The 10,494-nt window shown below is 62.3% G+C and carries 12 protein-coding genes; 6 read left to right on the top strand and 6 right to left on the bottom strand.

Annotation, left to right across the window (positions count from 1 at the left end):
* A partial coding sequence (locus JWQ61_RS08100) for an SDR family NAD(P)-dependent oxidoreductase (RefSeq protein WP_304360075.1) occupies nucleotides 1-367 on the bottom strand: 367 nt, incomplete at its 3' end.
* Nucleotides 368-465: 98 nt separating this feature from the next.
* Here JWQ61_RS08100 and JWQ61_RS08095 point away from each other — a divergent pair.
* Both JWQ61_RS08095 and JWQ61_RS08090 read left to right on the top strand, forming a co-directional pair.
* Nucleotides 466-1,395 carry a LysR family transcriptional regulator gene (locus tag JWQ61_RS08095; RefSeq protein ID WP_304360074.1) on the top strand — a complete coding sequence of 310 codons (930 nt, stop codon included), beginning with the start codon at nucleotides 466-468 and terminating at the stop codon, nucleotides 1,393-1,395.
* Nucleotides 1,383-2,297, top strand: a complete 915-nt coding sequence (locus JWQ61_RS08090; RefSeq protein ID WP_304360073.1) for a LysR family transcriptional regulator — start codon at nucleotides 1,383-1,385, stop codon at nucleotides 2,295-2,297. Before JWQ61_RS08095 ends, JWQ61_RS08090 begins: the two co-directional genes overlap by 13 nt.
* Here the strand turns inward: JWQ61_RS08090 and JWQ61_RS08085 are convergent.
* From JWQ61_RS08085 to JWQ61_RS08075, 3 genes are all read right to left on the bottom strand, one after another.
* On the bottom strand, nucleotides 2,276-3,379 hold the full coding sequence (locus JWQ61_RS08085) for an alkene reductase (protein ID WP_304360072.1): 1,104 nt from the start codon (nucleotides 3,377-3,379) through the stop codon (nucleotides 2,276-2,278). The two genes, JWQ61_RS08090 and JWQ61_RS08085, sit on opposite strands and share 22 nt — an antisense overlap.
* Nucleotides 3,380-3,418: 39 nt before the next feature.
* A complete protein-coding gene (locus tag JWQ61_RS08080) occupies nucleotides 3,419-3,979 on the bottom strand; it encodes an ester cyclase (RefSeq protein WP_304360071.1) in 561 nt (186 codons plus the stop codon).
* Nucleotides 3,980-4,230: 251 nt separating this feature from the next.
* On the bottom strand, nucleotides 4,231-4,845 hold the full coding sequence (locus JWQ61_RS08075) for a TetR/AcrR family transcriptional regulator (RefSeq protein WP_304360070.1): 615 nt from the start codon (nucleotides 4,843-4,845) through the stop codon (nucleotides 4,231-4,233).
* 582 nt (nucleotides 4,846-5,427) lie between these two features.
* On the opposite strand from JWQ61_RS08075, the gene JWQ61_RS08070 reads away from it, so the two are divergent.
* Nucleotides 5,428-5,835: a DUF4148 domain-containing protein gene (locus JWQ61_RS08070; protein WP_304360069.1), complete on the top strand. Its 408-nt coding sequence runs from the start codon at nucleotides 5,428-5,430 to the stop codon at nucleotides 5,833-5,835.
* A gap of 125 nt (nucleotides 5,836-5,960) precedes the next feature.
* Here JWQ61_RS08070 and JWQ61_RS08065 read toward each other — a convergent pair whose 3' ends face one another.
* Nucleotides 5,961-6,875, bottom strand: a complete 915-nt coding sequence (locus tag JWQ61_RS08065) for a LysR family transcriptional regulator (RefSeq protein ID WP_304360068.1) — start codon at nucleotides 6,873-6,875, stop codon at nucleotides 5,961-5,963.
* 126 nt (nucleotides 6,876-7,001) lie between these two features.
* On the opposite strand from JWQ61_RS08065, the gene JWQ61_RS08060 reads away from it, so the two are divergent.
* Both JWQ61_RS08060 and JWQ61_RS08055 read left to right on the top strand, forming a co-directional pair.
* Entirely contained in the window at nucleotides 7,002-7,745 is a 744-nt protein-coding gene (locus JWQ61_RS08060) for an SDR family NAD(P)-dependent oxidoreductase (RefSeq protein ID WP_304360067.1), read from the top strand.
* 64 nt (nucleotides 7,746-7,809) lie between these two features.
* Nucleotides 7,810-8,022 (top strand): 4-oxalocrotonate tautomerase family protein, encoded by a 213-nt coding sequence (locus tag JWQ61_RS08055; RefSeq protein WP_304360066.1) that lies wholly within the window; start codon nucleotides 7,810-7,812, stop codon nucleotides 8,020-8,022.
* Nucleotides 8,023-8,049: 27 nt separating this feature from the next.
* Here the strand turns inward: JWQ61_RS08055 and JWQ61_RS08050 are convergent, their stop codons facing one another.
* Nucleotides 8,050-9,480, bottom strand: a complete 1,431-nt coding sequence (locus JWQ61_RS08050; RefSeq protein WP_304360065.1) for a PLP-dependent aminotransferase family protein — start codon at nucleotides 9,478-9,480, stop codon at nucleotides 8,050-8,052.
* 166 nt (nucleotides 9,481-9,646) lie between these two features.
* On the opposite strand from JWQ61_RS08050, the gene JWQ61_RS08045 reads away from it, so the two are divergent.
* On the top strand, nucleotides 9,647-10,494 hold an 848-nt coding region (locus tag JWQ61_RS08045; protein ID WP_304360064.1), incomplete at its 3' end, for an aminotransferase class III-fold pyridoxal phosphate-dependent enzyme.

Here is a 10,494-nt window from a genome sequence, read left to right as displayed (position 1 = left end):
GCAAGTCGGGAAAAGCGTCGGCGCCGTAGTTGTAGACGGTGCCGGGCAGGATGATGCGGGCGCCGGATGCGCGCGCCGCGGCGATGCTGTTGTCTATCATCGGCACTACCAGCTGCGCCCAGTTGCGATAGGCCGGCGGGTTGACCGCATGGACGATGATCGACACGCCCTCAGCGGCGGCGATCACGTCCTGCTCCTGCATGGCGTCGCCCTGGCGCCAGACGATGCCGCCGCGTTCGCCGGCGGCCATCTGGTCTGCGCGCCGGTGCAGCGCCCGCACTTGCCAGCCGCGCTGCATCAATTTTTGTGCCATGGCGTTGCCGATGCCGCCGGTGGCGCCGAGCACCAATGCGATCTGCTGTTTCATGATGTGGACTCCTTGAAAAATGTTGTAGGAGTCCAGCGTAACAGCGTAGCTATTGGTTTAAAATTGGCTATCTTCACATATCGGCTATACATATTTGTATGACTATCCAAGAACCTGGCTGGGACCTGTACCGGGCGTTCCTGGCCGTGCTGGAAGAAGGCTCGCTATCCGGCGGCGCCCGCAGCCTGGGGCTGACACAGCCCACCATGGGCCGCCAGATCGAAGCGCTGGAACTGGCGCTAGGGGTAAAACTGTTCACCCGCTCGCAAACCGGGCTGGCCGCGACCGACACTGCGCTCACCTTGCGGCCGTTCGCCGAAAACCTGCGCGCCACCGCCAATGCCCTGCGCCGCGCCTCGACCGACGCCAGCGCCAACGGCGGCGGCACGGTGCGCATCACGGCGTCGGAAGTGGTTTGCGTCGAGGTCTTGCCGCCGATCCTGACCGCGCTGCGCGAAACGCACCCGGCCATCAAGATTGAACTGGTGGCCTCGAACCGCACCCAGGACCTGCTGCAACGCGATGCCGATATCGCCGTGCGGATGGTGCAGCCCAGCCAGGCGGCCCTGATCGCGCGCCGGATCGGCGCCATCCCGCTTGGCCTGTTTGCGCACCGGCGTTACCTGGACTTGCGCGGCATGCCGGCCAGCATCGCCGAACTGAAGCAGCACACGCTGATCGGCTTCGACCAGGAAACCAATTACATCCGCGCCATGCAAAAGCGCGGCCTGCCGCTGTCGCGCGACATGTTTTCGCTGAGCACCGACAACCAGCTGGTGCAGCTAGCGGCGATCCGCGCCGGTTACGGCATCGGCATGTGCCAGGCGGGGCTGGTAAAACACAATCCCGACTTGGCGCCGGTGCTGCCGGCGGCGCTCAAGGACGAACTCGAAACCTGGATCGTGATGCATGAAGACCTGCGTTCCAGCGAGCGCTGCCGGATAACCTTCGATGCCCTGGCCAGCGGCGTTTCCCGCTACATAACCGACAACGACCATCCAGCCAGGACCGCGCCATGGACCGATTAAGTGTGATGCGATTGTTTATCGATGCTTCGACGCTGGGCAGTTTTTCCGCGGCGGGGCGCAAGTACGGCTTGTCGCCGGCAGCCTCCAGCGCCGCCATCCAACGCCTGGAAACTACGCTGCGGGTCAAGTTGTTCGAGCGCACCACGCGCCGCCTGCGGCTGACCGAGGAAGGCCAGCTCTACAAGGAATACAGCCAGCAGGCGCTGGAACTGATGGACCAGGCGGAGCAGATGCTGCAGGCGGGCAAGAGCCTGGTGCAAGGCACGGTCAGGATTTCGGCGCCGTCGGACCTGGGACGCAATCTCTTGCTCAGCTATCTCGACGAATTCCGGCGCCGCTATCCGCAGGTGCAGTTTGCCCTGTCGCTGACCGATTCCACCGCCAACCTGGTGCAGGACGACATCGACCTGGCGATCCGCTACGGCACGCCGCCCGACAGCGGCATGGTGGCGCGGCCGCTGCTGCCGAACCGGCGCGTGGTCTGCGTGGCGCCAGAATGCGCGGCGCGCGTCGGCGTGCCGCAAACGCCCGAGCAACTGGCGAGCCTACCGACGCTGGTGCTGCTCAACGCCGCCGGACCGATGAACGAATGGCGCTACCGCACCGGCGGCAAACCGAAAGCAGTGCGGGTCAGTCACTACCAGCAGAGCAACGACGGCGAAATCATCCGCAAATGGGCGTTGCTCGGCCACGGTTACGCCTACAAATCGCTGCTCGATATCCGCGCCGATTTGCAGGCTGGCCGGCTGATCACGGTGCTCGATGAATTTTTCACCGAAAGCGCGCCGCTCAATGTGCTGTATCACCGCAGCAGCTTCCAGCCGCCGCGGGTCAAGCTGCTGATCGAGTTCCTGCAGGAACGCTTCGCCGCCGGAACCGCTCAGGCAGAAGCCGGCGGGTAGTCGGTATAACCGGCATGCTCGCCGCCGAACAAGGTGGCGCCGTCGTGTCCGGCCAGCGGCAGGTTCTCGGCCAGCCGCCGCGGCAGATCCGGGTTGCCGACAAACGGCCGGCCGAACGCCACCAGGTCGGCCAAACCCTGTTCCAGGATCTGCGCCGCGCGAGCGCCGTCGTAGCGGCCGGCGACAATCAGGCTGCCGTTGAACACTGCGCGCAGGTCGTGGCGGAACTGGTCTGGAATGGTTGGCGCGTCGTCCCAGTCGGCTTCCGACAAGTGGATATAGGCGATGCCGAGGCGATCCAGGCCGGCGGCGGCGTGCAGGATGGCCGGCACGATTTCCGGATCGGCCATGTCCTTGAAGGTGATGTAAGGCGCGAGCCTGATGCCGAGCCGATCGGCGCCGATTTCATCGGCCACCGCGGCGGCCAGCTCCAGCAGGAAGCGGGTGCGGTTTTCGACCGGGCCGCCGTACTGGTCGTCGCGCTGGTTGGAGACGGTGCGCAGGAACTGGTCGACCAGGTAACCGTTGCCGCCGTGGATTTCAACGCCGTCGAAACCGGCGGCGATGGCGTTGGCCGCGCCGCGCCGGAAATCGGCGATCACATCCTGGATTTCAGCCACCGACAAGGCGCGCGGCGTCGGGCAGTCCACCATGCGGCCAATACCGTCGTCGCCGACGATCCAGACCTGGGTCCCGCGCGGCTGGATCGCCGACGGCGCCACCGGTGCGCCGCCATCCTGGAACACGCTGTGCGAAACGCGGCCGACATGCCACAGCTGCAGGAAAATCTTGCCGCCGGCGGCATGCACCGCATCGGTGACCAGGCGCCAGCCGGCGACCTGGGCCGCATCATAGATGCCGGGCGTGAAGGAGTAACCCTGGCCCTGGCGCGAGATCTGGGTCGCTTCGCTGACGATCAGGCCGGCGCTGGCGCGCTGCGCATAATATTCGGCCATCATGGCGTTCGGAATATCGCCCGGCTGCGAGCTGCGGGCGCGCGTCATGGGCGCCATCACGACGCGGTTGGACAGTTGCAGGTTACCCAGTTGCACCGGGTCGAACAGAGTGTTTGCTAAAGACATGATTAAATTTCCTATAAGAGGTGAAGATAAATGCTGGAATCAAGGCTGTATTGCGCCGAATTGCTGCATCAGGGTCAGGTTGTCTTCCAGGTGCCAGTTTTCGGCGATGCGGCCGTCGGCGATCCGGTACAGGTCGAAAGCCTGGAAGTCGATAACCTGACCCTTGCCTTTGAGCTTGCCGAACTGGCCGCTGAAATGGCCGCGGAAGTGCAGGTGGAGCGAGACGCGGTCGCCGGCGACCACCATGTCGTCGATCTCCATGGTCAGGTCCGGCACCGCGCTGCGGAAACCTTGCGATGCCTGCAGCGGACCGGCCACGCCTTGCGGGCGCCCGGCCGGCAAAGTACGGTCGATGAAATCCGGCGCCAGCGCTTGCCGCGCATATTGTTCGTCGCCGGTGTTCCAGAAAGCGGCGTAGCGGCGCGCCGCCAGGATCATCGGCGCCGCATCGGCCGCGTTGCCGGCCAGCGCCAAGTGGCGGGGTTCAGGCAGTTTGCGGTCGTCGGCTTGCGCCGCCGTGCTGCATAGGGCCAAGCCCAGGACTGATGCTGCCGCGGCTGCCGATAGCTGGCGCCGGGTGGGGAGAAGTGCAGATGCCATGAAAAAATCCTCGCTGTTGATTGAACGGTGTACCAATCGAGGCATTGTCCGTTCTAGCGAGGATTTTGATAATTAGGCGCGATATTGAATCATTTGCTTGTTTTTGTTGAATATAACTAGGCGCTGAAAGATTTGCGGCAAACACATTCCCGGGCCGGCGCTAAACCGCGGGCACGCTTCATTGAAAACCGGGAGGGAAAACTGAAGACTTGCCGCCGCTCATGGCTGTCTGCATGAGCGGCGTCCTGGCATCAGGATAAGACAGCGTCGGCGGGCGCCGCCTGTTGTTTGCTACCTTCCGGCGTCACGGCGGAACGCAGCATGGTCGATGCCGCATCGAGCCGGCAAGGTTTGCCGAACAGGCGCGCGGAAATCAGCCCGCTTTGCAAGGCGCCGAGGATGGTCATGGCGTAGACCGACGGCGCGGCGGGCAATTGCACGCCCTTGTCGGCAACCGCGCGCTCCAGCCGCTGCGTAATCCAGGCCTCGTGCATGCTATAGAAAGCCTGCAAAGCGGCCAGCACGTTTTGCGGCAGGCTGGTGGCTTCGGCGGCCAGCATGCCGCACAGGCAGACGCGGCCGGTGCCGAGATTCTTGCGCCACAGCGCCAGGTATTTCTCGACCTGCTCCTTGAGCGGCCCGTTCACATCCATGCCGCGCATGATTTCGCCGATATTTGCCGCGTAGGCTTGCACCGCCGCCAGCGCCAGGTCTTCCTTGGTCGGGAAATAATAGTGGATGCTGGATGTCTTGACGCCGACCAGCTCGGCCAGGTCACGGTAACTGAAGCCGTTGTAGCCGCGCGTGCCCAGCAGGACCAGCGTGTGCTCCAGTAATTGTTCGCGTACGGGGGAAACGGCCTTCATGATTTTTTTACCTATAAAGAGATAGCGATGCACGACACCGGCGTTGGTGACCGAATTTCAGGCAGCCACGCTTGCTGCTGCCATGCTACGTCTTTTATGCCCCGGCCGGCAATATTCTGACGGCGCGGGCGTGGAATGTAAAATCAAAAAGACGCTATGCCTATATATTATCTACTGAAAGGTAGATAATCAAGCCGTTTACGGCCTATGTCGGCTTTTTATCAGCCTATGAGCGTTATAAGAAAATTCTATTTGACTACCTAGCAGTAGATAACTATAGTTGAGTCACAGTAGTTGCAGACACGTTGTTATAAGCAGCAAGCGACCCAGGTTTAGTTTTTATCAGGCAACAACTGGATCGAACAACGTGCCCGGACTGCCGGCGGTGAATTAGTGGACTGGAAAGCGTCAAACAAGAAAGACGCTTTTTATTTTCCCGATTTATCTATCTAGTGATAGATGCAAATCAGATCCTTGCCGGCAGCCAGGACGGTGCAGCAGCAATGCCCATCCGTCAGTTCATGCGCTTGTGTGACCGCTGCATTTGGCACTTTGTCATTAACTTAAAAAGAAAGAACCATCATGAAAACCCAACTGATCGCCGCATTGGCACTGGCTGCAATTGTTTCAGCCCCTTCATTCGCTTCCGACAACGTCACCCCGCTCACCCGCGCCCAAGTCCAGGCTGAACTGGTCCAGGCACGCGCTGCCGGCCAACTCGATTTCGCCGGTTCGCAATATCCGGTGTTCCTGCCATCCAACGCCCAAAGCTCGGCCCCAACCAAGACCCGCGCTGAAGTGCAGGCAGAACTGGCAAAAGCCCGTGCTGCCGGAGAACTCGATTTCGCCGGTTCGCAATATCCGGTGTTCACCGTCTCCAACGCTGCTGGCAAGAGCCGTGCCGAAGTACGCGCAGAACTGGCTGACGCACGCAACTCTGGCCTGATCAATTTCGCCAACTATCCGCTTGAAACAAACACAGGCAACTAATCGCCTGTAGACAGCAGCTCCCGCCAGCATGCGGGAACCGCTGCAAATGACAAAACCCGCGCCTCATGAGGAGTGCGCGGGTTTTTTATTGCCGCCGGCTTTTGCGCCGGGACCTCAAACTCAGCTCAAATTCGGCTCAGGTGCTTGACCATGAAATCGACGAAAGTACGCACCCGCAGCGACAGGTGGCGGGCGTGCGGATATAGCAGGATGAAGGGGCGCGTGCTGCCGCCGAACTGCGGCAGCAGTTCGACCAGTTCGCCCTGCTGCAGCGCCTGCTCGACCACAAACCGGTAGGTTTGCACCAGTCCCGCGCCGCCGCGCGCCAGGGTGGCGACGGCAAGCACGTCTTCGGAACAGCAATAGCCGCCGTCAGTCACGATATCGGCCTCCTTGCCGTCGATCATGAAAGTCCATGGAATGCGGCGGCCGGTGCTGGGCCTTTCGAACTGGATGCAATCGTGCCGTTCCAGGTCGGCCAGCGTCTGCAACACCGGCGCCCGCTGCAGGTAGGACGGCGCCGCCACCAGCACCAGCTCGGCGTCTTCCAGCTTGCGCGCGATCAGGTTGGAATCCTCTGGCGCGCGGCCGCGGATCGCCAGGTCGTAGCCTTCGTCGGCAAAATCGATGTTGCTATTGCTCAGGTGGACATCGATCCGCACTTGCGGGTATAGCGCACGAAACTGCGGCAGCAAAGGCAGCAGGCGAAAGTGGCCGAACGGCGTCGGCATGCTGATGCGCAGCAGCCCGGCCGGCGCCGCCTGCTCGCCGGTCACCTCGCGCTCCGCATCCACCAGCTGCGACAAGGCCTGGCGGCACTGCTCGAAATACACGCGGCCACTGTCGGTCAGGCGGATCTGGCGCGTGGTGCGCACAAACAGGCGCACGCCCAATCTCTCCTCCAGCCGCGACACCGACCGGCTCACGGCCGCAGGCGTGACGCTGGCCGACATGGCCGCCGCCGTGAAACTCCCCAGTTCGGCAGCCAGGCAAAACAGCTCGATGCTGCCCAGCAGGATGTCGTCGAAGTTGCGTTTCATGAAAGCGCCTTATTCATTACATGGTGTATCAAGTTAATTGTGAAAACCTGTATTTATCTACGAATACCGCATAAGTATAGTGCAGATCGGGACCAGAAAGCCCGCCCAACCACAAGGAGTGTCACCATGAACAGCCACCAGAAAACCGTCATCATCACCGGCGCCTCAAGCGGCATCGGTTTCGCCCTGGCCGAAGCGTACCTGCAGCGCGGCTATAACGTGGTCGGCAACGCCCGCACCATCGAGCGCCTGCTGGCGGCCGCCGAAAAACTCGGCAATCCGCCCAACTTCCTGGCAGTAGCCGGCGATATCGCCCTGCCGGCCACGGCGAAAGCATTGTTTGCGCGCGCCGTTGCGGCCTTCGGCAAGGTCGACATCCTGGTCAACAATGCCGGCGTGTTCATCGCCAAGCCGGTCGGCGACTATACCGAAGAGGATCTCGACGCCCTGGTCAGCACCAACCTGAAAGGCTTTTTCTATCCATCGCAGCAAGCTGCCGTACACATGGCCGCCAACAAGAGCGGACACATCGTCACCATCAGCGCCAACATCGCGATCCAGCCGACGGTGAAAGTGCCGGCGCTGCTGCCGGTGCTGATCAAGGGCGGCCTGATCAACGCCACGCGGGCGCTGGCGATCGAGCTGGCGGCCTTCAACGTACAGGTCAACACGGTTGCGCCCGGCATCATCCAGACGCCGCTGCACAGCGACTATGAAAATTCGCGGGCCTTCTTCAACACGCTGTCGCCGTCGGGCCGCACCGGCAGCACCAAGGACATTGTCGATGCCGTGCTGTACCTGACCGATGCCGGCTTTATTTCCGGCGTAGCGTTGCCGGTAGACGGCGGCGCCACCGCCGGCACCTGGTAAACACCGGCGCAAAAAAAAGCGGGCCGATGCCCGTCCTCTAACCATTTACTGCAGGAGTTCCAGCATGCCATACGTCAATATCCGCGTCACCCGCGAAGGAGTCACCGCGGAACAGAAACAGCAACTGATTGCCGGCGTCACCGAGTTACTGGTGCGCGTGCTCAACAAGAAACCGGCCACCACCTTCGTCGTCATCGATGAAGTCGATACTGACAACTGGGGCGCGGGCGGCGAAAGCCTCACCGTCATCCGCAAGCGCGAAGCGGCGGCGGGCTGAGGTCTCAGCCTTCGAAGACGTGGCCGGCTAACTGCCGGCCACCAGATTGCGGAAGAAATCGGACAGCGTGGGCAAGTCCGAAAAAGCGACATTGAAACGGAACCAGGCGTGTTCCGGCTGCGATACGTAAAAGAATTCTCCCGGCGCCAGCCAGATGCCCTGTTGCAGGGCGCGGTCGCCGATCTCCTTGGCGCTCAGCGCCGCCTGCGGCATCCTTGCCCAATAAAACATGCCACCGCGCGGCGGTCCGAACGGCAGCAAGCCGACGTCCTCCAGCCTGGCGCTGACCTGCGCCTGCGCGGTGAGCAAGGTGCTGGCCAAACGTTCGACATGGCGCCGGTGATGGCCTTCGGTCAGCGCGTTGTACACCAGCCGTTCGGTGATTTCGGAATTGGTCAGGGTCAAGACCATCTTGGTGCGGGCAAATTCCTTGGCCAGGTCAGCCTGGCAGGCGATGAAACCGAGCCGCAGCGACGGCGCGATGGTTTTGGAAAAGCCGCTGACATAAATCACGCGCCGCAATCCGTCCAGCGCCGCCAGCATCGGATCGGTGGCTTGCGCCAGCTCGCGGTACAGATCGTCTTCCACCACCCAGAAACCGTGCCGTTCGGCCGCCTGCAACACCCGCATCGCACAGGCCGGGGTATAAGTGGTGCCGGTCGGATTCTGCAGCACCGGGTTGGTGAAAAATATCTTCGGCCGGTGGATCTGCGCCAGTTCTTCCAGCCGTTCCAGGTCGACCCCGCTCACGGTGCGCGGCACGCCGACCACATGGATATTGGCCAGCCGCAGCATGGCGATCAGGTTGCAATAACCGGGTTCTTCGATGAACACGGTGTCGCCCGGTTTCACCAGGGTGCGCATGATCAGGTCCAGCGCCTGGGTGACGCCGTGGGTGGTGACTATCTGGTCGGGGCCGATGTCGAGCGCCCAGTTGGCGAACGATTTGGCGATGGTTTGCCGCAGCGGACCGTAACCGAAGGGATGGCCGTAACCCACCTGCTGGGCGCCGGGCGAGCGGATGATGCGCCGCTCCGCCGCATGCAGTCCCTCGCCGTCCAGCATGCTGCTCGGCAGCCAGCCGCAGCCGGCCTTGATCGGCACCCGCTCGTCGGCAAACACTTCGGAAAACAGCCAGGCCGAGTCGATCACCGGATTCGGCAGGATCGAAGGCATGCCGCTGCTCTCGGGCTGCTCGCGCTTGGCGATGAAAAAACCGGAGCCGCGCCGGACCATCAGCAAGCCGTTGGCCACCAGCCGCTCATAGGCTTCGACGATGGTCGAATTGCTGACGCCCTGCTGCAGCGCGAACTGGCGGATCGATGGCAGCCGTTCGCCCGGCCGCAGCGTGCCGTTTTCGATCATGCGGCCGAGGCCGGCCACCACCTGTTCGACCAGGCTCAGCGCCGATTGCGGCTGCAACAGCTGGGGAAAGCGCGAAACCTGGGTATCGGTCATGGCATCTTCAAGTGTATTCAGTACAGATTGCTGTTGGCAACAGTACACTTTCCACGATTTGTACAAAGTGTATCTAACAATCTGGATTGTAACTGCAATAATCGACGCCATGGCCAAACTTCGCCAACCCTCGTCATCCAATCCAACTCATCCCATCAAACCCACCATGAACACACCACAATCGGATCAGGACCTGTCGGCATTCTGGATGCCATTCACCGCCAACCGCCAGTTCAAGGAAGCGCCGCGCATGTTCGTCTCGGCCAAGGGCATGTATTACCAGACCGACGACGGCCGTTCGATACTCGACGCCACCGCCGGCCTGTGGTGCGTCAATGCCGGCCATTGCCGCGAAGAGATCACCGCCGCCGTGACGCGCCAGATCGGCAGCATGGATTACGCGCCGTCGTTCCAGATGGGCCATCCGCTGGCGTTCGAGGCGGCCAAAAAAGTGGCTGGGCTGATGCCGGCCGGGATGGACCGGATTTTCTTCACCAATTCCGGTTCGGAAGCGGTCGACAGCGCACTCAAGATCGCCCTGGCTTACCACCGCGCGCGCGGCGAAGGCCAGCGCACACGGTTCATCGGCCGCGAACGCGGTTATCACGGCGTCGGTTTCGGCGGCATCTCGGTCGGCGGCATCCTGAACAACCGCAAGGCTTTCTCGGGCAACCTGATGCCGGGCGTCGATCACCTGCAGCACACCCTGAATATCGCCGAGGCCGGTTTCAGCCGCGGCCAGCCGGTCTGGGGCGCGCACCTGGCGGACGAGCTGGAACGGCTGGTGACGCTGCACGACGCTTCCACCATCGCCGCCGTCATCGTCGAACCGCTGGCCGGGTCGACCGGGGTGCTGATTCCGCCTGCGGGTTACCTGGAGCGCTTGCGCGAACTGTGCAGCAAGCATGGCATCCTGCTGATTTTCGACGAAGTGATCACCGGTTTCGGCCGCCTCGGAGCGCCTACCGCCAGCGCCTATTTCGGCGTCACGCCGGACCTGATCACGCTCGCCAA

The organism is Collimonas fungivorans, assembly GCF_028292705.1.
Lineage (GTDB): Bacteria > Pseudomonadota > Gammaproteobacteria > Burkholderiales > Burkholderiaceae_D > Collimonas > Collimonas fungivorans_B.
This window is presented reverse-complemented; position numbering and strand designations above follow the sequence as displayed.